This is a genomic window from Marinobacterium sedimentorum, assembly GCF_024267675.1.
Taxonomy (GTDB): domain Bacteria; phylum Pseudomonadota; class Gammaproteobacteria; order Pseudomonadales; family Balneatricaceae; genus Marinobacterium_A; species Marinobacterium_A sedimentorum.
In genome coordinates this window covers 61,284-84,337 of the sequence record NZ_JALDYX010000017.1, presented here as the reverse complement: position 1 = coordinate 84,337, position 23,054 = coordinate 61,284, and the positions used below count along the sequence as shown (strand labels likewise).

The 23,054-nt window shown below is 56.6% G+C and carries 21 protein-coding genes; 7 read left to right on the top strand and 14 right to left on the bottom strand.

Annotated features, from left to right (window positions below):
• Positions 1-41: 41 nt before the first annotated feature.
• Genes MRS74_RS14800 through MRS74_RS14790 form a run of 3 tightly spaced genes read right to left on the bottom strand, consistent with a single transcriptional unit; the run spans position 42 to position 2,839 of the window.
• A complete protein-coding gene (locus tag MRS74_RS14800) occupies positions 42-1,340 on the bottom strand; it encodes a TRAP transporter large permease (RefSeq protein ID WP_254581050.1) in 1,299 nt (432 codons plus the stop codon).
• Between the two features lie 4 nt (positions 1,341-1,344).
• Positions 1,345-1,827 carry a TRAP transporter small permease gene (locus MRS74_RS14795; RefSeq protein WP_254581049.1) on the bottom strand — a complete coding sequence of 161 codons (483 nt, stop codon included), beginning with the start codon at positions 1,825-1,827 and terminating at the stop codon, positions 1,345-1,347.
• 10 nt (positions 1,828-1,837) lie between these two features.
• Positions 1,838-2,839, bottom strand: coding sequence for a TRAP transporter substrate-binding protein (locus MRS74_RS14790; RefSeq protein WP_254581048.1), 1,002 nt, complete (start codon positions 2,837-2,839; stop codon positions 1,838-1,840).
• 354 nt (positions 2,840-3,193) lie between these two features.
• On the opposite strand from MRS74_RS14790, the gene kdgR reads away from it, so the two are divergent.
• Positions 3,194-3,979, top strand: a complete 786-nt coding sequence (gene kdgR, locus MRS74_RS14785; protein WP_254581047.1) for a DNA-binding transcriptional regulator KdgR — start codon at positions 3,194-3,196, stop codon at positions 3,977-3,979.
• A 339-nt stretch (positions 3,980-4,318) separates the two neighbouring features.
• Here the strand turns inward: kdgR and kduD are convergent, their stop codons facing one another.
• The gene (gene kduD, locus MRS74_RS14780) at positions 4,319-5,080 is read right to left on the bottom strand and encodes a 2-dehydro-3-deoxy-D-gluconate 5-dehydrogenase KduD (RefSeq protein ID WP_254581046.1); all 762 of its coding nucleotides are present in this window, start codon (positions 5,078-5,080) and stop codon (positions 4,319-4,321) included.
• A gap of 31 nt (positions 5,081-5,111) precedes the next feature.
• Positions 5,112-5,948, bottom strand: a complete 837-nt coding sequence (kduI, locus tag MRS74_RS14775; protein WP_254581045.1) for a 5-dehydro-4-deoxy-D-glucuronate isomerase — start codon at positions 5,946-5,948, stop codon at positions 5,112-5,114.
• Between the two features lie 729 nt (positions 5,949-6,677).
• Here kduI and MRS74_RS14770 point away from each other — a divergent pair.
• Both MRS74_RS14770 and MRS74_RS14765 read left to right on the top strand, forming a co-directional pair.
• The gene (locus MRS74_RS14770; RefSeq protein WP_254581044.1) at positions 6,678-7,868 is read left to right on the top strand and encodes a Gfo/Idh/MocA family protein; all 1,191 of its coding nucleotides are present in this window, start codon (positions 6,678-6,680) and stop codon (positions 7,866-7,868) included.
• Between the two features lie 51 nt (positions 7,869-7,919).
• The gene (locus MRS74_RS14765; RefSeq protein WP_254581043.1) at positions 7,920-8,198 is read left to right on the top strand and encodes a hypothetical protein; all 279 of its coding nucleotides are present in this window, start codon (positions 7,920-7,922) and stop codon (positions 8,196-8,198) included.
• 169 nt (positions 8,199-8,367) lie between these two features.
• Here MRS74_RS14765 and MRS74_RS14760 read toward each other — a convergent pair whose 3' ends face one another.
• From MRS74_RS14760 to MRS74_RS14745, 4 genes are all read right to left on the bottom strand, one after another.
• Entirely contained in the window at positions 8,368-9,405 is a 1,038-nt protein-coding gene (locus MRS74_RS14760; RefSeq protein WP_254581042.1) for an ABC transporter permease, read from the bottom strand.
• Between the two features lie 64 nt (positions 9,406-9,469).
• Positions 9,470-11,017 (bottom strand): sugar ABC transporter ATP-binding protein, encoded by a 1,548-nt coding sequence (locus tag MRS74_RS14755; RefSeq protein ID WP_254581041.1) that lies wholly within the window; start codon positions 11,015-11,017, stop codon positions 9,470-9,472.
• A 47-nt stretch (positions 11,018-11,064) separates the two neighbouring features.
• Entirely contained in the window at positions 11,065-12,003 is a 939-nt protein-coding gene (locus tag MRS74_RS14750; RefSeq protein WP_254581040.1) for a sugar ABC transporter substrate-binding protein, read from the bottom strand.
• Between the two features lie 354 nt (positions 12,004-12,357).
• Positions 12,358-13,413 carry a LacI family DNA-binding transcriptional regulator gene (locus tag MRS74_RS14745; RefSeq protein WP_254581039.1) on the bottom strand — a complete coding sequence of 352 codons (1,056 nt, stop codon included), beginning with the start codon at positions 13,411-13,413 and terminating at the stop codon, positions 12,358-12,360.
• Between the two features lie 330 nt (positions 13,414-13,743).
• Here MRS74_RS14745 and MRS74_RS14740 point away from each other — a divergent pair, with 330 nt between their 5' ends.
• From MRS74_RS14740 to MRS74_RS14730, 3 genes are all read left to right on the top strand, one after another.
• A complete protein-coding gene (locus tag MRS74_RS14740; RefSeq protein ID WP_254581038.1) occupies positions 13,744-14,640 on the top strand; it encodes a sugar phosphate isomerase/epimerase family protein in 897 nt (298 codons plus the stop codon).
• Positions 14,641-14,732: 92 nt separating this feature from the next.
• Positions 14,733-15,743, top strand: a complete 1,011-nt coding sequence (gene iolG / locus MRS74_RS14735; protein ID WP_254581037.1) for a bifunctional inositol 2-dehydrogenase/D-chiro-inositol 1-dehydrogenase — start codon at positions 14,733-14,735, stop codon at positions 15,741-15,743.
• 104 nt (positions 15,744-15,847) lie between these two features.
• Positions 15,848-16,678 (top strand): TIM barrel protein, encoded by an 831-nt coding sequence (locus tag MRS74_RS14730; protein ID WP_254581036.1) that lies wholly within the window; start codon positions 15,848-15,850, stop codon positions 16,676-16,678.
• 501 nt (positions 16,679-17,179) lie between these two features.
• Here MRS74_RS14730 and arcC read toward each other — a convergent pair.
• From arcC to MRS74_RS14710, 4 genes are read right to left on the bottom strand one after another with little or no spacing between them, the layout of a single operon-like run.
• On the bottom strand, positions 17,180-18,112 hold the full coding sequence (gene arcC / locus MRS74_RS14725) for a carbamate kinase (protein WP_254581035.1): 933 nt from the start codon (positions 18,110-18,112) through the stop codon (positions 17,180-17,182).
• A 34-nt stretch (positions 18,113-18,146) separates the two neighbouring features.
• Complete coding sequence (gene argF / locus MRS74_RS14720) at positions 18,147-19,148, bottom strand: ornithine carbamoyltransferase (protein ID WP_254581034.1); 1,002 nt, start codon at positions 19,146-19,148, stop codon at positions 18,147-18,149.
• 18 nt (positions 19,149-19,166) lie between these two features.
• Positions 19,167-20,396, bottom strand: a complete 1,230-nt coding sequence (locus MRS74_RS14715; RefSeq protein ID WP_254581033.1) for an arginine deiminase — start codon at positions 20,394-20,396, stop codon at positions 19,167-19,169.
• A 24-nt stretch (positions 20,397-20,420) separates the two neighbouring features.
• Entirely contained in the window at positions 20,421-21,905 is a 1,485-nt protein-coding gene (locus MRS74_RS14710; protein ID WP_254581032.1) for a YfcC family protein, read from the bottom strand.
• Positions 21,906-22,298: 393 nt separating this feature from the next.
• Here MRS74_RS14710 and MRS74_RS14705 point away from each other — a divergent pair, with 393 nt between their 5' ends.
• A complete protein-coding gene (locus MRS74_RS14705; protein ID WP_254581031.1) occupies positions 22,299-22,448 on the top strand; it encodes a hypothetical protein in 150 nt (49 codons plus the stop codon).
• Between the two features lie 166 nt (positions 22,449-22,614).
• Here MRS74_RS14705 and MRS74_RS14700 read toward each other — a convergent pair whose 3' ends face one another.
• The gene (locus tag MRS74_RS14700; protein ID WP_254581030.1) at positions 22,615-23,052 is read right to left on the bottom strand and encodes a hemerythrin domain-containing protein; all 438 of its coding nucleotides are present in this window, start codon (positions 23,050-23,052) and stop codon (positions 22,615-22,617) included.
• Positions 23,053-23,054: the final 2 nt, after the last annotated feature.

Genomic DNA, 23,054 nt, shown 5'->3' with positions numbered 1-23,054 from the left:
TAGAACCGGCTATCGTGAATGTTTATAAATGCAGAGCGATATCAGACCCCAAACAGCTGCGGCAAAAACAGCGTCAACTGGGGGATATAGGTGACGACAAACAGCACCAGTATGATGGCCAGATAAAACGGCAATAAGGGTTTGATCAGGCTTTCAACTCTGACCTGCGCAACACTGGCGCCAACAAAAAGCCCCGAGCCCACGGGCGGTGTGATGGTGCCGATGGACAGGTTATAGATCATGACCACGCCAAAATGAACCGGATCGACGCCCATCTGTGTGGCGATCGGCAGCAATATGGGTGTGAATATAAGGATGGCCGGACCAATATCCATAAAGGTTCCGATAATCAATAGCAGTATATTGATGATCAGCAGTACCATGATCTGGTTGTCGGCAAGGCCCAGTATAATCTCACTGATCACAGCAGGCAGTCCGCTGAAGGCCATGGCAAAGGACATGGCCGAAGACGCGGCCAGCAAAAACATGATAATGCCGGTCATGCGCACGGTGGACATCATGATCGCCGGTAGCTGAATTAACTTGATTGATTTATACACCACCAGTGACAGGAACGCCGTATACAGAACGGCCACCGCCGAAGCTTCAATGGCCGTAAAAACGCCGAACACAATGCCACCGACCACAATGAAAATCAGTAACAGGCTGGGTAACGCTTCACGGCAAATCAGCCAGGCCTGCTGTCGGCTTATGGCCTGCGCCATCGGATAGTTGTGGCGTTTGGCCACTACATAGGCGACGACCATGCAGCCCAGTCCCCAGAGGATGCCGGCAACTGCGCCGCCCATGAACAGGGCCGCAATGGATGTGCCTCCACTGACCAGGGCATAGATGATAAAGGCCGTGGTCGGCGGAATCAGCATCCCTGTCGGTGCCGACGCTATATTGGCGGCGGCAGCAAAGGTGCGCTGGTAGCCTTCCTTTTCGCTCATCGGCACCATTACACCGCCGATGGAGGTGGAGGCGGCAATGGCCGAGCCCGACACGGCGCCAAACATCATGTTGCCGACGATATTGGTATGGGTGAGTGACCCCGGAATCTTGCCGGAAAACAGCTTGGCGAAATTGACCAGGCGCGCGGCAATACCGCCATTGTTCATGATCTCGCCCGAGAGTATGAAAAAGGGCACGGCCAGCAGTGCAAAGGTATCCAGGCTCGAGACCATTTTCTGGGCGGTAATAAACAGCGCCCTGTCCATCGGCATCATCAACAGCATGGTGGCGGTGGAGGCGACGGCGATACAGATACCGATCGGGACACTCAGCAGTAGCAATACCGCGAAGGTGAGAATCAGGGTCAAGCTTGCTTCAAGAACCATGTCGCTAATCCTCGTGAACGCGATAGGTCCGGTACAGATCGAAAATATTGATCAGGCTGTACAGAACAATGATGACTCCGGAGACCGGAAGCGCCGAATAGATCAGGCCCATTGGGATCTGGAGTACCGGCGATATCTGTGTCATCGAGATAGAAACGGCACGTCCGCCTCCCATGATCAGGACAGACACGGCAAACAGCAGGAATACGATCTGAATGGCCATGCCCCATTTCAGCTGGCCGCGCAGTGGCATCAGATCAACAAACAAGCTCATCGATACATGCTGGCTTTGTCCGGCCACATAAGCCGCACCCATGATCGAAATCCAGATGAGCGCAAAACGCAGAAACTCTTCGGACAGGGTGCTGGGCGAGCCGAAAACATATCGGCTCGCCACCTGCCAAAGCGCCACTGCCACCATTACACCCAGTAAGCTGATACAGAAAAGTTGAATCAGTCTGTCCAGAAAGGTACGCAGCCCGTGCATGGTACTGTCCTCAGTTCTGAGCAACCGAGCGGATCTGCTGATACAGCCCGTACAGCTGCGGATCGGACTTCAGCTCGTCGTACATGGGTTGCACTGCCTGCTGAAATGGCGCGATGTCCACATCATAGAAGGCAACGCCGAATTTATCGCGGCTCTCCTGCTGCGCCTGTTCGATAGCCGTTTTCCAGGCTTGTTTTTCGAACTCGGTCGATTCCCGGGCGGCTTCGAACACAGCCTGACGCTCCGAGTCGCTGAGCTGGGCCAGTGCCATCGAGCTGATCAGGACGATATCGGGAATGCGGGTGTGGGTATCCATCGAGTAGTGCTTGGCGACCTCGGCATGGCGTGCCACGGTCAGGGCGAACTCATTGTTTTCCGCACCATCAAGTATGCCCTGCTGGATGGAGGTATAGACTTCGGCCTGGCCCATGGCCACCGGCGCTGCGCCCAGCAGCTCCATCATCCTGATGGCGGTCTGGCTCTGCATGACCCTGATTTTCATCCCCTTGAGGTCATCCAGGGTCTGGATTGGTTTGGATTTGGTATAGAAGCTGCGCTGTCCCGAGTCGTACCAGGTCAGCCCGACAAAGCCCAGGTTTTTGGTGGACTGGTATACCCCGTCCATGATCTTTGGATCATCCATGACCTGGTAGAAATGCTGCTCATTGTCGAACAGGTATGGCATCGAAAAAACGCCGTAGACCGGTGAGAAGCTTTCCATCAGGCCACCGGATACCTTGGTGATATCGACGGCGCCGGTCTGGGTCAGCTCGACGAGCTCGCGCTCACCGCCAAGCTGGCTGTCCGGGAAATACATCACCTTGACCTCTCCGTCGGTCTTTTCCTCGACCAGTTTGCCGAACAGTGCAAGGGCGTCCTTGACCGGCTGACTGTTGCTGGCATACGCCAGGCGCAGTGTGGTCTGGGCCGACGTATTGGCCGAGAAGAGGGTGCCGCAGGCAAGGGTGGTTACAAGGCAGCAGGACAGCAGGGATTGAGTGAACAATTTCATGGATTACTTTCCTCAGGTTCTTAGTGTTATATCGAGAATTTCATGGCTTCATCTGGTTGGGGGTGGGCAGTTGGGTTGGTATCTCCCTTTCTGGTTCGACATCCCGGGGGCTTTGTTGCCTGTTGCCTGCTCCTGCAGTCCGGTATTTTTCTTAGAAATGGTATTTCTTTAAAGTAGAAACAGTATTTCATTTTTGTTTTTTCGGTACAAGCCCTTGTTGGCGATAGATTCAGTTCTTTTCGTTATAAGCACCGGATCAATCGGTACCACTCGACTCCTGACAATTGCATCTGAGACCGCTTGGCTCTTACAATGGCACAATGTTCCAATTTAATTAAAACAGAGAGGTTGTTGATGGCTGCCGTAGACAAGACCCCGGATTCTGTTTCGTCGGTGCTGAAGGTGTTCGGCATCCTGCAGGCGCTTGGCAACGAGCAGGAGCTCGGTGTCACCGAACTCTCACAGCACGTGCTGATGTCCAAAAGCACCGTTTACCGATTCTTGCAGACGATGAAAACGCTCGGCTACGTCAAGCAGGAGGGCGAAAACGACAAGTATTCGCTGACCATGAAACTGTTCGAGGTTGGGGCCAAGGCGCTGCAGAATGTTGACCTGATCCGCCTTGCCGATGTCCAGATGCGTGAGCTGTCGAAGCAGACGAAGGAGACGGTGCACCTGGGGGCCCTCGAAGAAGACAGCATCATCTATATCCACAAGATCGATTCGCTCTACAGTCTGCGCATGTATTCGCGCATCGGCCGGCGCAATCCGCTGTACAGCACCGCCATCGGCAAGGTACTGCTGGCCTGGCGGGATGAGAGCGAGGTGCGGGATATTCTTGCCGATGTCGAGTTCAAGCCGTTTACCTCCAAGACACTGCAGTCCGTCGACCAGCTGATGCCGGTGCTGGATCAGGTTCGTCAGCAGGGCTATGCCGAGGACAACCAGGAGATGGAAGAGGGGCTCCTCTGTGTGGCGGTACCGGTGTTTGATCGCTTCGGCCAGGTCACGGCAGGGCTCAGTCTGTCGTTTCCCATGATGCGCTACGACGAAAAACAGCATGCCGACTATGTGGCGATGCTGCACCGTTCGGCGCGCGCCATTTCCGAACAGCTGGGTTATCCCGACTATCCGTTCTGACGGATAGTGGCTGGGGTGATTGTTCACGGCAGTCCGGCCAATCAGTACATCGCCGCTCCTCGGCTTTGGCATCCTGCGTCGCTCTACCTCCTGCATCCATGTAGTCGTGCGCATAAAGGCCAGGAATGGCCCGAATGGCGTTTTTGCCGGGAGCAAAAAACGGCCCCTGCGCCTGCGGCATGACCGCCAGGGATGGCGGAAATCCAGAAAACGCAGGAGCGGTTTTCAGGAACCGTACATCCTGTACATAAAAAAGCCCCGCATGCAGTGCGGAGCAATGGCATTTGCGCGATGGCAGATGCGCGGCGGAGTCCTGGCGACAGTGGCCTGTACAGCCCGTCAGCGGGCCAGCCAGCCACCGTCCACTGCGAGGGTATGGCCGCTGACATAGTCGGAAGCCCTTGATGCCAAAAATACCACCGGGCCCATCAGGTCATCCGGCTGGCCCCAGCGAGCGGCTGGTATGCGTTCAAGTATCTCCTGATTGCGCTGTTCATCAGTGCGCAGATCCTGGGTATTGTTGGTCGCCATATAGCCCGGGGCGATGGCGTTGACATTGATATTCTCATGGGCCCATTCGTTGGCCATCAGTCGGGTGATGCCCAGCACTCCGCTTTTGGAGGCGGTATAGGAGGGCACCCGGATACCCCCCTGGTACGACAGCATCGAGGCGATATTGATAATCTTGCCGCCGCTGCGCTGTGCAATAAACTGGCGCGCAACCGCCTGCGACATGAAAAAGGTCGTACGCAGGTTGACGTTCATCACGTCATCCCAGTCCTTGGCTGAAAAATCGATCGCGTCATTGCGCCGAATAATGCCGGCGTTGTTGACCAGTATATCGATCCTGCCGAACTCGCTGACGGCGCTGTCGATGATCGCGGGCAGTTCGTCGGTGTTTCCAAGGTCGGCCCGCAGACCAAGAAAGCGTCGCCCCAGCGATTCGATCAGGGTCCGGGTTTCGCTCGCATCGCTGCGATTCACACCGACTATATGGCAGCCCGCCTGGGCCAGCCCGACGGCCATGCCCTGGCCGAGGCCGGTATTGCAGCCAGTCACAATCGCGACCTTATCGTGCAGGTCGAAAGCATTCAAAATCATCGCAGGTCTCCTGTCGTGTCGGGGGCGGGTGTCAGCGCAAGTCCCCTACGGCGACGTGATCCATATCGTTGAACACCTGGTTTTCGCCGACCATGCCCCAGATAAAGGTGTAACTCTGGGTTCCGACACCGGAATGGATTGACCAGCTGGGCGAAATGACGGCCTGTTCGTTGTGTACCAGCAGATGACGGGTTTCCTGTGGTTCACCCATCATGTGGAACACGGCTGTATCCGCATTCATGTCGAAATAGAAATAAACCTCCATGCGCCGCTCGTGGGTATGGCAGGGCATGGTGTTCCACAAGCTGCCTGGTTCCAACTGTGTCAGCCCCATCAGCAACTGACAGGTCGGCAGTACATCCGGCACGATGTATTTGAAGATGGTGCGCCTGTTGCTGCTGGCCGCATCACCGAGCGTGACCGGCGCCGCCTCTTCGCGCGTGATCTTGCGGGTCGGGTAGGCGGTATGGGCCGGCGCGCTATTGTAATAGAACTTGGCCGGTTGGGCCGGGTCGACGCTGCTGAAGCTGAGATCCCGGGCGCCCTGACCGATATAGAGCGCTTCACGCGGTCCGACCTCATACTCGGTGCCATCCACCCTAATGACACCGGCGCCGCCTACGTTGATCAGACCCAGTTCGCGGCGCTGCAAAAAGTAGTCGACACCCAGGCCCTGGCCCAGTTCGGGGGCAAAGCTGAGGGTCTGCTCGACCGGCATGATGCCGCCAAAGATGATCCGGTCGACATGGCTGTAAGTCATGCTGCAGTGCTCAGCGCTAAAAATATCCTCGACCAGGAAGTTTTTCCGAAGGTCCTGGGTTCCCATTTGTCTGGCGTGTTCGCTGTGGACGCTCTGTCGAACCTGCATAACACCTACCTCTGTTGTCCGGTCTGTCATTGGGTACCGCCCAGGACGAGTTCCTGGCGGGAATGACATCATCATAAGCCTATTCGGTACGTCGAATCAATTAAATTAAAATACTGTTTCATTAAATTCATTGGTCGCCGACTGTTGACCCCCGTTGGGATATTTTTTTTCATTGCCGTGGCTGTTTCGCTGCGCAGCAAGAGCCGTGATCGCGACAATGCAGGCCGTTATAAGAGCTTGGCTGTTCTGTGCCCGGGTGCTGTTATCAGAGCTCGGCTCAAGAGTCGGACGTGCCGCCCGCTCGTGCGCTGGCATATTGAAACTGTTCTTTTTTGCAGGCTGTTAAGGGTATTTCCCACTATTAAACCGGGGTGACCGCACATACGCATCCATGCGTGTGCGGCATACGACCGCCACGGATGGCGGGAATGCAGAAAACGCAGGAGCATCTTTCTGTCGTACTTCCTGTACATAACGGGCAAATAGGGAGGGAGCCTATTTGTCAGCCAGGTTAAAAAGGCCGTAATGGTGCGCCGCGCTGCATTTCACGGCTGCTTCCATCATCCGGGATTATCAATTTATCATTTCTGCCCCGCTCTTGATGAATGATGGTTGTAGGTACCGTGCCTGTAAATTATTCTTGATTAATTTCAGGTTTTGTTATCAATCGCTATCTGTCACTTTATACTGGCAGTCTGCAGTACAGCCTCAGATCATAAGGAATCCTCCATGAATAATGACAAAAACCGGGTATTCAATGTTGGCGTGCTGGGTATCGGCGACATCAGCGACGTTTATATTAACAATCTAAAACTTTACGGCGATATTGTTCGAGTGGTGGCCTGTGCCGGGCGCAGCCTGGAGAAGGCGCAGCAAAAGGCGGCGGCCCATGGTATTCCAAAGGCCTATGCCAACGCCGAGCAATTGCTGGCGGACCCGGATATCGACATCCTGTTGAACCTGACGGTGCCGGGAGTGCATGCTGAGCTGAATCTGGCGGCGCTTCAGGCCGGCAAGCATGTCTATACCGAAAAGCCGCTGGCGGCCAATTTTGCCGACAGTCAGAAGATCATGGATCTGGCAAAACTGAAGGGGCTATACCTGGGCAGTGCGCCGGATACCTTTATGGGTGGGCGGCTGCAAACCTGCCGCCGGGTGATGGATGAAGGCCTGATCGGCGATATCATTGGCGCCAGCGCTTTTGTAGTGAGTCACGGTCAGGAGTGGTTCCACCCTAATCCGGACTTTATCTACAAGGACGGTGCCGGGCCGCTGCTTGATATAGGCCCCTATTACATTGTGGCGCTGCTGGCGTTGCTGGGCCCGGTGAAGCATTGTAGCGCCATGTCCAGCCGAGCCTTTGCGACCCGCCCCGTGGAGAGTGGACCACTGCGTGGCAGTACGATCGACGTTGAAGTAGACACCCATATCACCGGGACCATGGAGTTTGCCAGCGGTGCTATCGGCTCTTTTATCACCAGCTTCGATGTCTGGGATTCCGAGCTGCCACGCATGGAAATCTACGGCACCAAAGGCACCCTGTGCATGAACGATATAGATCCGCTGGACGGGCCCAATCTGTTTGGCGGCAAAGTGTTGCTCAGAACACGGGACAATTACCGCTGGCAGGGCATGCCCAGGCTGGATTCGGCGGTTCGCAGCGAATGGATCGAGGTGCCCTGCGAACATCCCTTTAACTCGACCAGTCATGCCGAAAACAGCCGTGGTATCGGGCTGATCGATATGGCGTTTGCGATCCGCCAGCAGCGTGAGGAGCGGGCCAGCGGTGCCATGGCACTGCATTCACTGGAGCTGATGGAAGGGCTGCTCTGGTCGGCGAAGGCGCGCCAGTTCTGTGAGCTGAAAACAACGTTCGAGCGCCCGGCGCCATTGCCGGTGGATTTTCCGGCAAGCGAGTAGCGGCTAATGGTCTGGCGTGGCCTATATTATGTAAAAGGCCGGCGCCAAACCATGAAATTGACCCCCATGAGCTTTATAATGGCGACTTGGGTTAATCAGAGTAGGGTGCGCTTTATGAGAGAAACGGATCTGGTTTTTTTTCAGCCGCTGTGGCGCCGTATCGCTGTAACGGTATTCTGTATTTTGTGGTCCGTTTTTGAGTGGGCGACCCATAGCCCCTTTTGGGGCATGGTGTCTCTGGGCTTTATTTTTTATTGTTACTGGATGTTTTTCCATACCTTTGAGGAAATAAAGCCGGAAGACAAAAATCAGGATCTGAAAAAGGATTAGCTGTCGGCTATGTACTACAGCTATTTAAAAAGGCCGGTTTTTTAACCGGCCTTTTTTGTCGCCGCTGGTTTAGCGTCTGCGAAGGGGAGGCGGCTTTTTGTGCCGACAACAACGAAAAAAGGGGACCCTTGTCAGGGTCCCCTTTTTACAGGCAGCTGTGTTCGGGTCGTCAGGTCTTCTTGCTGCGCTTGTTCTGGCGGTGCATGTCGACCACAACGGCCACAACAATGATCGCTCCCTTGATGATGTCCTGGTAGTAGGCATCGACGCGCAGGAAGGTGAAGCCCGACAGCATCACGCCGAGGATGAGCGCACCGATCACGGTACCGGTGATGCGGCCGCGACCACCGGACAGCGATACCCCACCGATAACCGCGGCGGCGATGGCATCCAGTTCGTACATCAGGCCCATGCCGGCCTGGGCGGTCTTGATGCGGGCGATAGCGACCATGGCAGCGAGACCTGCCAGCAGACCGGCAATCATGTAGACCTTGATCAGGTGCGTTTCAATATTGATACCGGAGACACGGGCGGCCTGCGGGTTGGCGCCGATGGCGTAGGTAAACTTGCCGAAGCGGGTGTAGCGCATGACCACATGGAACACGACGGCCACGACCAGGAAGATCACCACCGGTGCCCAGCGGCCCATGCCGTTACCCAGCATGGCGAAACTTTCGGTGAAACCGGATACCGGGCTGCCATCGGTGTACCAGCGGGCGACACCGCGGGCCGATACCATCATGCCCAGGGTGGCGATAAAGGGCGGAATCTTGGTCTTGGTGATCAGCCAGCCATTCACAAAACCGGCGGCCGCGCCGACGGCCAGGCCCACCGCGAGCGGGATGAACCAGGGCAGGTCAACCAGTGCCGGATGGATGATTTTCGGCCAGTTGGCGTCCTGGGCGAAGGTTGCCGCGACCATGCCGCTCATGGCGACCACTGAGCCGGATGACAGATCGATGCCGCCGGTGATGATGACCTGGGTCACGCCCACGGCGATGATGCCGATGACCGAGACCTGCAGAATGATGATCTGCAGTCGGCTCATGTTGCCCAGAAAGCTCTGGCCGACGAGGAACCAGCCGAGGACTTCAAAGAAGGCGGCGATGCCGAACAGAACCAGCAGGATGCTGATTTCCTGGGGCAGACGTTTTTTGGATGGCGCTGCCAGAGTGGCATTAGGCGCTGTTGCAGTTCGGGTTGTCATAATCGACCTCTCATATTCCTGATGCGGTGTTAACCCGGATATGGTGCAATATTCGGGTTTTTTATTATTGGGCAGCCAAATCCATGACTTTTACCTGATCGGCGTCAGCGCGATCCAGAATGCCGGTGCAGTGACCTTCGTGCATGACCAGCACGCGGTCACTCATGCCCAGTACTTCGGGCATTTCGGATGAAATCATGATCACCGCCACCCCGTTATGGGCCAGCTGCGTGATCAGACTGTGAATCTCGGCCTTGGCGCCGACATCGATGCCGCGGGTAGGTTCATCGAGGATCAGAATCTTGGGGTTGGTCAGCAGCCAGCGGCCGATCAGGACTTTCTGCTGGTTACCGCCGGACAGGTTTTCAATGCATTCATGCATGTTCGGCGTTTTCACGCGCAACTTCTGGCTGATTTCCAGGCAGACCTTTTCGAGCTTGGCCTCCTGCACGAATCCATATTTCACAAAATCATCGTGGATGACGGCCATCTGGGCGTTTTCCTGGATATCCAGTGGCAGGAAGCAGCCGGTCTCCTTGCGATCCTCGGTGAGGAATGCCATGCCCAGCTTGATGGCATCATGGGAGGTCTGGATCGATGCCTTCTTGCCATTGATCTCGATGGTGCCGGAGGTGGCGGGTGTCACACCGAACAGGGTTTCGGCCACGTTGGAGCGGCCCGAGCCGACCAGGCCTGCGAAACCGAGTATTTCACCGGCGCGCACGTCGAAGGACACATCGTGGAACACACCTTCAAGGGTCAGGTTCTTCACCGACAGCACCACGTCCCCTATTTCCACCTCTTCCTTGGGGAACATCTGGGTGATTTCACGGCCGACCATCATCTGAATAATGTCGTCGCGGGTCACCTCGGATGACAGGTGGGTAGCGATGTAATGGCCGTCGCGGAACACCGAAAACTCGTCGGCAATCTCGAACAGCTCGTTCATCTTGTGGGTGATATAGACGATACCGATGCCCCGTTCACGCAGGCCGCGGATGATCTCGAACAGGTGCGCGACTTCCTTTTCGGTGATGGCCGAGGTGGGCTCGTCCATGATCAGAACATCGGAATTGAAGGATACGGCCTTGGCGATTTCCACCATCTGGCGGTTGGCGACCGAGAGTTCGCTGACCTCGGCGTCCGGGTCCAGTGTAATGTTGAGCCGGTCGAACAGCTCGGTGGTCATCTGGTGCATTTGGGCATGATTCACCAGCCCGAAAGCGTTGCGCGGTTCGCGGCGAATCCAGATATTTTCCGCCACCGTCATGGAATTCATCAGCAACAGTTCCTGGTGAATCATGGCGATGCCGGCTTCCTGGGCCGCCAGTGGGGTGGCCAGGTGCACCGCCTCACCGCGCAGCCGGATCTCGCCGGCGTCGGGGTGATAGATACCGGCGATGATCTTCATGAGGGTCGACTTGCCGGCGCCGTTTTCGCCCATCAGGGCATGAACGGTACCAGGGCGGACCTTGAGAGAGACGTTGTCCAGTGCGACCACGCCCGGGAATTCTTTGCGTGCATTGACGACTTCAAGCACATATTCGTACGGTTTTACCTGAGGAATTGCGCTGCTTGACGACACCGCTTCCACCTGTGATGCGTTAACCATAACGCAACCCCTCCATTTTATTATTGATTAAAGAGTGTGGTTGAAAGTTATTTCAGGTACTTGTCGAGATTGGCCGGTGTTACCAGTTCGAACGGGACCCAGACTTTCTGTTCTGTGGTTTCGCCCTTGGCCAGCTTGATGGCTGTTGCAACGGCGCCGGCACCCTGACCGGTGGCACTCTGGTAGACGGTCACATCCAGGTCACCGGCTTTCATGGCGGCCAGGGCATCGGCGGTCGCATCAATACCGGCCACGATGACGCTGTCCATGTCGCGACCGGAGGCTTTCAGTGCCTGGATGGCGCCGATGGCCATTTCATCATTGTTCGAGATGACGGCATCGAACTCGGTACCGGCGGCGATCCAGTTGGTCATCAGGTTGTTGCCCTTGGTGCGGTCCCATTCTGCGGTCTGTTCGGCCACGACTTCCAGGCCGGAACATTCAGGCGTGGCGATGACATCGTGGATATCTTTGGTGCGCTGGATGGCGGCCTGGTTGGACAGTTCGCCCATCATGACCAGTACCTTGCCCTTGCCGTTCATCAGGCGGCAGACTTCCTGGGTCTGGTAGGTGCCGGATTCCACTTCATTGGATGCCACGAAGGCCTGGTTGGTCGGCAGCATGTCGATATTGATCGGCTGGCGGTTGACATAAATCAGAGGGATGCCGGCGGCGGCGGCGTCGTCACTCATGGACACGGTGGCATCGGTATCCACAGGGTTGACGATGATGGCGTCTACGCCGGAGGCGATGAAGTTCTGAATCTGGTTGAGCTGGGTACCGACTTCGTTTTTGGCATCTTCGATCTGAACCTCGGCGCCTTCTTCGGCTGATTTTTTCTCGATGCCGTTACGCAGCGTGGTGAGGAAGTTATCGTCAAACAGTGCCATGGATACGCCGATCTTAAGGCTGTCCGCCATGGCTGTTGGGGCGGCGATGATGGCGGTGAGGGCGGCACAGAGCAGAGCTTTTTTGGTGCTGATCATGACTTTCTCCTGATTGGACTTCAGTCTGGATCGAATTGGAACATTCGTTCCAGCCAGCTATTTATATTTTTTTTATCGGTCAAAGCCGTATCACCATGACTGCGTTGCAGGCCAAGCCTGGGTCACGAGCTACGGTGTGCTCATGCCCGGTGCTTTACTGATGCAGCAGCGCAGTGTCCTTGGGTGTACATCGCTTCAAACACACCCTGATTCTATGAAATTTATATTCCGAATGGTAGTGATAATGGAATAAATATTCTGTATTTGTTGATTTAAGTGTTCCATTTATGTGCCCTGTTACGCTGAAGGCCCCGTAATACGGGCGTTCTGGCGCCTTTTCAGGGGTTTCCGGCATCAGCAATTTTCTGCGTGGTACAGAATAAAGGGCAAGGCCGGCGTTGTGATGGGCGCGGGCAGGGCGCTGTGGTCCCTGTGTTCCAAAGCCGCCAACATCTGGTTGAGGGTATCGCCGGCGAGCTGGCGCAGCGGGGTGGCCAGCACCAGGGTGATAACGCCATCTATCAGGGCCTGGCGTGAGTCTGAGGTGAGCTCCTGCACGATAACGCACAGGGGTTGTGCGGGCGGGCTGTCGCGTAGTGCCCGTATTACGCCCTCCATGCCTCCTCCGGCTATATAGAGAGCACAGAGATCAGTGTGGTCCTCCAGCAGTTGGCGGGTATTGCGATAGGCCACTTCATGATTGTCCAGGCTGATCATGGGTTCCAGCACCGTCAATTGAGGCGCCTGCTCGCGGCAGTAAGAACGAAAACCCATGTCGCGCAGCTCGTGGCCGACAAAGCGGTGATGGCCGATCATGATGCCCACCTTGCCGCTGTTGTGGCCCAGCTGTGCGACCGCCCAGCCGACACTACGGCCGGCGCGGCGGTTGTCCAGCCCTATATAGGGACGTCTGGGGGCAGCGCCCAGTGGCGACAGCAGGGCGGTTATTGGCACGCCGCGGATTTCGGCGTTCTCGATGGCCTGGATAATGCTGGGGTGCTCGTAGCAGGTCAGCGCCAGGGCGTCGCATTGGTTTGCCAGGCTGTCGATCTGACGGGCGATGACGTTGGGACTGGTGTCGTCGGTGAAGGCGAAGACCGGGCTGTTGAGCCTGCCGGGAGTCAGTAGGCTGCGGCTGCGCAGTGCCTGTTCGAGTTGCTGTTGCAGCTCTTTATAGAAGGGTTGTTCTGCGCTTTGCAGCAGGAAGCCGAGTCGGTATGCCTCTGTGGCGTGGGTCTCTGTGGGCGTGCTGTCGGTGCCTATGGGGTAGCCCGTGGCCCTGGCGGCTTGCAGCACGCGCTCGGCGGTTTGGCTTTTGACCGGCGCGCGACTGTTCAACACACGGTCTACAGTAGAGACACTCAGGCCGGCAGCCTGGGCCACTGCGGCTATGGTGATGCGGTTGGACATGGCGGTTGACCGTTATTATTCTAATTTGAAAGGCCATGATGAGATAAATGAAAGACTATGTCAAAGAGCCTTGTGGCTTTAAATAAAGGGCTATTTCGGCATTTCTATTGTCTTGTTGCGGTCTTTTTATCAGGCTAAAACTGTCAGAAAATGAAAGTAATTCATTGTTGTAAGTCAAGCTAAGACATTTTTTCACTTCACCATGATTGAAATATTTATTCTAAATAGTATAGTCTTCGGTATGTTTGTTCTGTTTGGCGCGATCCAGGTTACCCAGGCGCAGGATGTTCGGGTTTCAGGTCGGGTCATAAAGCTGATAGGTAAAATAATATGAAAATCGCCCTTGATCCTTACATGCACCGCCACCTGTCGTTGCCCGAAATCTGCCGCCTTACGGCAGAGCTGGGTTATGAGCATATAGAACTGTCGCCGCGGGCGGATTTTCTGCAGTGGTGGACACGTCCGCGTGTTTACCCCGAACGCATTCAGGCCTTCAAGAAGGCGATGAAGGATCACAGTGTGGGCCTGGCGACACTGCAGCCCATGTATCGCTGGTCCAGCCCTTACCAGGACGAGTGGGAAATGGCGATGGACAACTGGAAGCGCACCATCGAAATCGCCGTCGAGATGGACGCTCCCTTGCTGATTTCCGAATTCGGCCGTGGCGCCTCGCCGGAGCGTTCAGCCGCGGACCGGGAAGGGCGGCATAGCGCTGAAGCCTGCGAGAATGCCTTCTGGCGCTCCATGGATGTACTGGTGCCGATTCTGGAGCGTGAAGGCCTGACGCTCAGCGTTGAACCGCACCCGGAAGACTGGGTTGAAACCATGGATCCGGCGGTAGATATCATCAAGACCATCAATTCCAAGGCGGTGAAGTGCTCCTATATAGCACCGCACTCCTTCTATTACGGTGATGATCTGGCCGAGACGATTCGCGCTACCCGCGACATTCTGGTGCATGCCCGCGTCGCCGATACCTTCAATCACAAGGCCTCGTCGAATCTGCGCTACATCGTCAATCCGCCGGGCTCCCAGGCGCGGGTGCATCAGCATCTGGACATGGGTGAAGGCGAGATCGACTGGGATGTCTTCTTCAGCACCCTGAGCGAGATCGGCTTCGACGGCGTGCTGTCGAGCTGCGTGTTCGCCTGGGAAGAACGCGCCGAAGCCTCATCGCGCTACATGCGTGATGAAATGCAGCGCTACGTCGACAAGTATTTCAAGTAACAGATCCACCATGCATCCGGTCCACATGGGCGCCCTAACGGGTGCCCGCACGCTTAAAAAAATACCAATAATCCAACAGTGACGAGTCCGCTATGACAATTAACATCGGTGTAATAGGTACAGGCGCAATTGGCGAAGATCACGCTCGCAGAATCACCCAGACGTTGTCCGGTGGCAAAATTGTGGCGGTCAATGATGTCAATCTGGAACAGGCGAACGCCGTGGTCGAGCGCCTGGGCCTGGACGCACGTGTGTACGAGAATGGCCATGATCTGATCAAGGCAGAGAATGTCGATGCGATTCTGGTCTGCTCCTGGGGCCCGACGCACGAAGAGTTCGTACTGTCGGCGATTGCCGCCGGCAAGTACGTCTTCTGCGAAAAACCGCTGGCGGTGACGGCTGAAGGTTGCCTCAATATCGTCAAGGCGGAAGTGGCCGCCGGCAAGCGCCTGGTGCAGGTGGGCTTTATGCGTCGCTATGACAAGGGCTACCAGATGCTGAAGCAGGCCATCGACAGCAATGAGATCGGCGAGCCGCTGATGCTGCACTGCGCCCACCGCAACCCCACGGTGCCGGATCGCTATGTCACTAGCATGGCGATCGTCGACACCGCCATCCACGAACTGGATGCGCTGCGCTGGCTGCTGGATGACGACTACAAGAGCATGCAGGTGGTGTACCCAAGGCGTACCAAGAACCGTTTCGAGCACCTGGCGGACCCGCAGATCCTGCTGATCGAAACCCTCAAGGGCGTGCGTATCGACCTGGAAATCTTCGTCAACTGCCAGTATGGCTACGACATCCAGTGCTCGGTGGTGGGCGAGGAGGGCGTTGCCAACCTGCCGGAACCCCAGAGCCTGCAGATGCGCAAGGGCGCCAAACTGTCCCACGAAATCCTGGTGGACTGGAAAGATCGTTTCATTGAATCCTACGACGTTGAACTGCAGGATTTCATTCGCGGCTGCGAAAACGATACCGTGGGCGGACCGAGTTCCTGGGATGGTTACGCAGCTGCGGTGGCCGCCGATGCGGCCGTGGCCGCGCAGGAAAGCAACCAGGTTGAAGCCGTGGTTATGGTCGAGCGCCCGGCCTTTTATAACTGAGCCACTGCGCTCGCTCATTTTTGCTACTCGCCATCCGGGTGCGGCGCTAACGATACGCGCCCGCCGGATGGTTTTTGCAGGCTCGTTTTTGCAGGTAATTTGTCATGTCCTTGTCACCCCTGAAATTCTCTCTCAATCACATGGTCGCCCCGTCGATGACGGCGTTCGAATTGCTGGATGCCGCCAAGACAATGGGTATTCAGGCCGTCGAACTGCGTAACGATGTACAGGAAAACAGCGTTACTGAACTTGAAAATGCCAGGGCGATTGGTGCCAGGGCAGAAGAGCTGGGTATAGAAGTGTTGAGTATCAATGCGCTCTACCCGTTCAATATCTGGAACGAGGAGCGGGCGCAAGCGGCCGAAAAACTGGCCCAGCTGGCCAGCGCCTGCGGCGCCAAGGGGCTGGTGATGTGCCCATTGAACGACGGCGCCTATGACGCCACAGACGCGCAGAAAGAGGTCGGTCTGCTGGAAGCACTGACCGCGATCAAGCCAATTCTGGAAAAATACAATCTCAAGGGCTTTGTTGAGCCGCTGGGCTTTCCGATCTCGTCACTGCGCCTGAAACAGGATGCAGTGGCGGCCATTAGGGCGCTGGGTGCTGAAGACCGCTTTGGCCTGGTGCATGATACCTTCCACCACCAGGGCGCCGGTGAAACCGAATTCTTCCCTCAGAATACCGGTCTGGTGCACATCTCCGGCGTGGAAGATCCGGCCATTTCTTTTGATGACATGCTGGACGCGCACCGCGTGCTGGTCGGCCCCAAAGACCGGCTGGGCAATGTCGGGCAGATCCGCAGCCTGCTGCAGGGTGGTTACAGCGGCTACATTTCGTTTGAGCCGTTTTCGAGCGAGGTTACCGCGCTTGCCAACCCGCTGGCCGCGCTGGAACAGAGCATCCGTTACATCAGTCAGCGCCTGGACGCGGCCTGATTAATATTGAGCCTGTGCTGCATTTTCCGTTAAGGGGGAGTGCGGGCTGGGTCGGTAAATAATATGCCGGTAAATAAAAAGGGCGATGAGTTTACTCATCGCCCTTTTTTAATGGATTTTTCTGGACTGCGTTGGCTGCTGTGGTCTGCTTCTGGCACAAGGAGGGCATTCACGCCTGGGTGTTACTGGGGTGACGAGCGAGCCAAGCGTGACGCCCACCCCTTCGGGTTTAGCACGCTCAATCGCCCCAGGCGATTGAATGAGGCCGTTTTTGAACTCTTTTAAGGCGATAAATCGGCAGGATTGCTGATTTACACAGCGATAGCTGCCCAAAGGGCAAGCTACAGGGATGTCGCTTGTGAAAAGTGATTCTATAAAGAGTAAACAAAAATGACCCCTCTTTACCGGAGAGAGTCGGTTTTTCCGCACGACTGCATGGATGCAGGAGGTAGGAGGTAGGAGGTAGGGCGAAGCAGGATGCCAGAGCCGAGCAGATGAGTGTTAAGTCCGACGGGTGCTTTTCTCGCCGGCGTTTGTAATCCGCGTACCGGCGTGCCCCTCGAGAATGGCGAGCGCATCCTCAAGCCGACCGATACCACTGATGCCACCCGTCTGCGCGAAATCACAGCCAGCTGCCACCTTAGGTCCCATGGAGCCGGCCGGCACGGCCAGTGCTCGCGCCTGCGCTGGTGTCAACTCGCCAATCGGAGTTGCGTCTGGCGTACTGAAATCCCGATAAACCGCGTCCACGTCCGTTAGCAGCAGCAAAGCGTCGGCACCGAGCTGACGTGCCAGCAGGGCACTGGCGGCGTCCTTGTCAATAACCGCCTCAACGCCAATCATGCTGCCGTCATTGCGACGCAGCACCGGAATGCCGCCGCCGCCGGCGCAGATCACCACCACCTGCTGATCCAGCAACAGTTGCAAAACCCGCAGATCGGGAATCTCCAGGGGCCTGGGTGAAGGCACTACCCGGCGCCACTTGTCGCCGTCCGCCGCTATTTGCCAGCCGGCCGCGGCCGCCCGGGATTCCGCTTCGGCCTTTTCATACACAGGCCCGACAAACTTGGTAGGCCTGGCAAATGCCGGATCGTCCCGGTCGACAACCACCTGGGTGAGCAAAGTCGCCACAGGGCGATCATGGCCGAGGGCGTTCTCCAGCTCCTGCTCGATTATGTAGCCGATCATGCCCTCGGTTTCTGCACCCAGCACATCCAGCGGATAGGCCTCCTCCGGCTTATAGGCCGCACCCTGCAACGCCAGCAGCCCCACTTGGGGACCGTTACCATGGGTCACCACCAGCTGATGCCCGGCACGAACAAGTTCGGCCAGCGACACCGCCGCTGTGCGGACGTTGTCGCGCTGGGCTTCAGCGGTCAGGGGTTCACCGCGTTTCAACAGGGCGTTGCCGCCCAGAGCTGCAACAATCAACATAATGTGCGCCTTTTATCGACAGCCAATTCCAGCTTCAGGACCCTAATGTCGCAACCAGCACGGCCTTGATCGTATGCATGCGGTTTTCCGCCTGATCGAAGACGATGGACGCCGGGCTCTCGAAAACCGCTTCGGTGACTTCCATGGCGTCGATACCGAACTGCGCTTGCATCTCCTTGCCAACGGACGTGTCGGTATTGTGAAAGGCGGGCAGGCAGTGCATGAAGCAGGCCCGGGGGTTGCCGGTTTTTTCCATCACCGCCGCATTGACCTGATAGGGCATCAGCAGCTTGATTCTCTCGGCCCATTTCTCTTTGGGCTCGCCCATGGACACCCAGACATCGGTGTAGACGAAGTCGACCCCGGCAACGGCGGCATCCACGTCGGATGTGATTGTGATGCGGGCGCCGGTTTCCCGGGCAATCTCGCGGGCTTCATCCTGCACGGCCTGGCGCGGCCAGCATATTTCGGGCGCGCAGAGACGAACATCCATGCCCATCTTGGCGCCACCGATCAGCAGACTGTCACCCATGTTGTTGGCGGCATCACCGAGGAACACATAGGCAACCTCATGCAGTGGCTTTTCGACATGCTCCTGCATAGTGAGGAAATCGGCCAGGATCTGAGTCGGATGAAACTCATCCGTCAGGCCGTTGTAGACCGGGACGCCAGCATACCTCGCCAGTTCCTCGACCACCGACTGGCCAAAGCCGCGATATTCGATCGCGTCGTAGACCCGGCCCAGCACCCGGGCGGTATCCTTCACCGACTCCTTATGGCCAATATGGGTGCCCGTGGGCCCCAGAAACGTGACGCGGGCACCCTGATCGTAGGCGGCCACTTCAAACCCGACTCGGGTACGGGTCGAGTTTTTTTCAAAGATCAGCGCAATATCCTTGCCATTGAGCCGCGGCACTTCGGTGCCGGCGTATTTGGCCGTTTTCAGATCCAGTGCCAGCTTCAGCAAAAAACTGATCTCACGGGGAGTAAAGTCACGAAGCGTCAGGAAATGACGGTTCTTCAGGTTAAAGGCCATAGTGTGTGTCCTTTGAGATTAAATGGGATCACGTATCGTTGGGCAACTCATGCAGTGCCCGCCGCCACGGCCCCTGCCCAGCTCTGCCCCAGGAATCGCCAGCACTTCGATACCGGCAGCCTCCAGGGCTGCATTGGTGTCATCGTTGCGGTCGTAACCCACTACCACACCCGGGCTCAGCGCCAGCACGTTGTTGCCGTCGTTCCACTGCTCACGCTCGCGCTCCGCCGGATCATTGCCACCGGTAGGAATGACCTGCAAAGACGTATAGCCAAGGATCTCTGCCACCACCTCAAAAAGTGGCCGGGGGTCCTGACGGAAGGTGAGGTGCTTTTTGCCCTCACCGGGGCGCAGGTCATAGCAGATCACTTCGTCCGCCACTTCCTTGAAGGTGGTGACCACATCGCCGCCGCATAACGTAAAAATGGTATCCAGGTGCATGGCCGACCGGGATTTTGGGATCTGACAGGCAATTACCCTTTGCGCTGCGCCTTTCTCGAACAGGGCGTTGGCCATTTGGCCAATGCCCTGAGGCGAGGACCGCTCTCCCATGCCCACGAGCACCACGCCATTGCCTACGGCCATGACATCGCCCCCTTCCAGACTGGCAAGCCCATGATCCTGCAAGGGGTCACCCCAGTGCACATCAACCTTACCGGCAAATTTCGGGTGGTAACGGTAGATGGCCGCCATCAGCAGGGTCTCGGGTTTGCGCGCTGACCAATACATTGGGTTGAGGGTTACCCCACCGTAGATCCAGGCGCTGTTATCCCGGGTGAACAGGAAGTTGGGTAGCGGCGGCAACACAAAACCGTAATGCCCCAGGTGATTGCCGAACAGCCCAGCAGGCTCAAAGGGCAGATCGGCAACCTCTAACCCGCCGATCAGGAAATCTGCCAGTTTGGCGTCGGGCAGCTTGTCCATCCAGGCGCGCAGGTCGGACAGCATCCCGACACCAATTTCGTTCCAGGTGATCCGGTGATCCAGAATCCATTTACGGGCCTTGGTGATCGCCAGGGTTTGCGCCAGCAGTTCATTGACATCAAGTACCTCGATACCCCGTGCGCGCATCAGACTGGAAAAAACATCATGGTCCTTCTGTGCCTGCTTGACCCAGAAGACATCATCAAACAACAACGCATCGCAATTAGACGGCGTCAGCCGCCGATGGGCCAGCCCGGGGCGGCAGACAATGACCTGCCGCAAAGTACCGGTTTCGGAATGTACGCCAAGCGTTTGTTCAGACATGACTTACCCCTCGCTCATCCTGCATCACAGGAAGGTAGCTGCGCTGATCACAACCGTAATGAAAATGACAAGAATCACTAACAGGGGCCAGATAAAGGCTATCCAGCGATCATAGGAGACACGACCAATGGCCAGTCCACCGACCACCACCGCAAAGGTGGGGTTGATCAGGTTAACCAGACCGTTGGCGGACTGATAGGCGGTGACCACCAGGTCGCGTCCGACGTTGGCGAAATCCGCCAGCGGGGCAAGGATTGGCATGGACAATACCGCCAATCCGGAGGACGACGGCACAAAGAAACTCATGCCCGCTTCAATCCAGAACATCAGGTTGATAAAGGCCAGTTGCGGCAGGCCTCCCAGGGACGTTTCAGCGCTGTGCAGAATCGTATCGGCAATCATGCCCTGATCCATGATCACGACAATGCCTCGGGCCAGGCCGACCACCAGCGCGACACCTAACAGATCACGCGCACCATCAACAAAGCTGCCGGTGAGCTTTTTCTCGCCAAGACGTGCGATGAGGCCAATCAGGATAGCCGAGCCAAAGAACAGCGAGCCCATGCGGGCCATCCACCATCCCTGTGACGAGACCCCCCAGATCATCACTGCAAAGGTCAGCGCAAAGATCACCAGCGCAACCATTTGCGTGCCGTTGAGCGTGGCATCTTCAACGCCCTTCTCATGTCCCTGCAGAAACAGACGGCGATGAGCATCCCACTGTTTGGCCACCACCGACAGTGATGGATCTGCCTTTACGCGCTTGGCATAACGCATGACATAGACTGAACAGATCACCAGCCCGCCGATCAGCAGAATGAAGCGCAGCACAATGCCATCGGTAAATGGGATATTGGCAGCATTGGCGGCAATGACCGTAGCAAACGGATTAATAGTTGAACCCATAACACCGATGCCGGCACCGATAAGAATGATGGCAACCCCGGTAACCGCATCAAAGCCGGCCGCCATCATCACCGGGATCAGGATCGCATAGAACGCCAGCGTCTCTTCGGCCATGCCGTAGGTTGTGCCGCCAATGGCAAACAGCGACATAAGTATCGGGATCATCCAGATTTCATGACCCTTGAGATGGCGCATGGCACTGCGTATGCCGGTATCAATGGCTCCAGTGGCATTCATAACACCCAGGAAACCGCCCAGAAACAGAACAAAGAGGGCAACGTCTATGGCATTGGCCGCATAGCTGTCCGGATCATAGAACCCAGCTGTTGGCGCCAGCATAATATCGACAAAGCCCTGTGGGTTCGGATCTACCGTCTGGTAGGTTCCTGGCACCGCCACTTCCCGACCGACTTCTTCGTTCATTACCCGCTCGTACTTGCCAGCGGGTACGACCCAGGTCAGGGCCGCGACAAAAATAATCAGCAGAAACAGAATGGTATAGGCGGTTGGAAAGCGCGTCGCAAGGTCATGCTCGGCGTTGGGGTTGGGGTTGGTTGAGTCTGAATCGGGGTCAGGGTCGGTGGGGCTATCTTGATCGGTCACGCGATTGCTCCTTAATCCACAATGGCAGCTCGTTACCAGAGGGATCGTCATTGATCGATTTGCATCAGGGACGACCTAAACCGAACCGGTGAGTACATCGTTTACAAATCGTGTACCTGAAGTATAGGAAAGAAGCAGCAATTGACCGTGATTTACCTGACTGCCCAAAAACCTCAGCCATCTTTTGTAAGGCGGTGTCCGCACTTCCTGGTGCCCAAGCTTGGGCATTCAGGCACGCAGATCAACCCGGTTATTGAACCGGTAGCAATCTTCAGTCAGAGACAGGGGGTATGCGTGGCTCCGATCGAGTGGCAGCTGCCTTGGCGAGCTTTTAAATTGCTGATCGCGGTGTTAACCCAGTTGAAGGCATCCTTATGTTCTAGGAATTCCAGCATGCCGCCTGCAAAAAAAAACGAGGTGGTCACCGGCGGCATGCTGGAGCAATACAACCTCAATGGCTTTGTCGAACCGCAGGGTTTCCCGATCTCATGGGAGCGCCTCAAGCAGGATGCCGAAGTTCGTTTTGGTCTTGTTCAGGTGTAGTCATTCAGACTCGATCTGACATTCACCGCCTTTTTGGCTAGTTTTTATGGTGTTCGGTGGATGCTGCTGTCAGGGGGCGGCACTACACGGACATTAACCTTTCGTATTGACCCGTCAGCTTAGCGCGACAGTTAAACCGCAACCGCGCCTGTTGCGTCACCGTAGGCTAGGTTTCGCGGTCTCTGTCGTGGCAGGCTTGCGCAACGGCGCCGAGCTCCTCGCTCGTCAGCTTGTGCTGGGCGACCTGGAACAACTCCCGCTCCTCGAAGCGAATGTGCTGCTGCAGGAGTTCTCCAAAAAGGCGCAAGTCGTCTAAGGTTCGCGGATGCCCAGGCATGAGGTATTGACGCAGCGCCTCATGCTCGTCGCAGAGTCGCTGTGCTAATTGTGACTCGCCGGCCGCTCTAAGCGGTTCTGCGATGAACGATTCCTCGATTTCGAAGTGAGGCTCCAGTTCTCGCCGGAACACTGCCTCCACCTCCGCCCAGATCTCGGGCCCGCAAGGCTCCTTTTGGCCCAATGCGGCCATCTTCGCCTTTCGCGCCAGGACCAACCCCTGGTGATGATCGTCAGACAAGTCGCGCAGTTGAGGCACTCGTTTCATGG